Source organism: Janthinobacterium sp. Mn2066 (assembly GCF_049319705.1).
Classification (GTDB): Bacteria; Pseudomonadota; Gammaproteobacteria; order Burkholderiales; family Burkholderiaceae_D; genus Janthinobacterium.
The window spans coordinates 1-230 of record NZ_JBMOUF010000061.1 but is presented as its reverse complement, the minus strand read 5'-3'; the positions used below and the strand labels follow the sequence as shown (position 1 = coordinate 230).

1 protein-coding gene is annotated in these 230 nt (G+C 58.3%); it reads right to left on the bottom strand.

The features are described 5' to 3' along the window. The coding region (locus ACL9RI_RS27750; RefSeq protein WP_422729657.1) for a hypothetical protein at positions 1-190 on the bottom strand (190 nt) is incomplete at its 3' end. Positions 191-230: the final 40 nt, after the last annotated feature.

Sequence of the window (230 nt, the reverse complement as noted above, 5' to 3'; positions counted from 1 at the left end):
ACCGCTGCCCCGGGTAAACAATGTCAGCGATCCGAGGCGCTCCGTGGACGTTGGAGCCGACGAACGACAGACACTTGCGCGTTCCATCAGCGACCTTGAAGCACGCAAGCACACCGGGGCTTGGTGCATCCTGGACCGTCAATTCACTTACGTTTGGGTCCTGCGAGTCAAAGAGGATGTCGAAGTCCAAAGTGCAAATCTCTCCTCGCTTCTCGGCGCATTGCGCATCG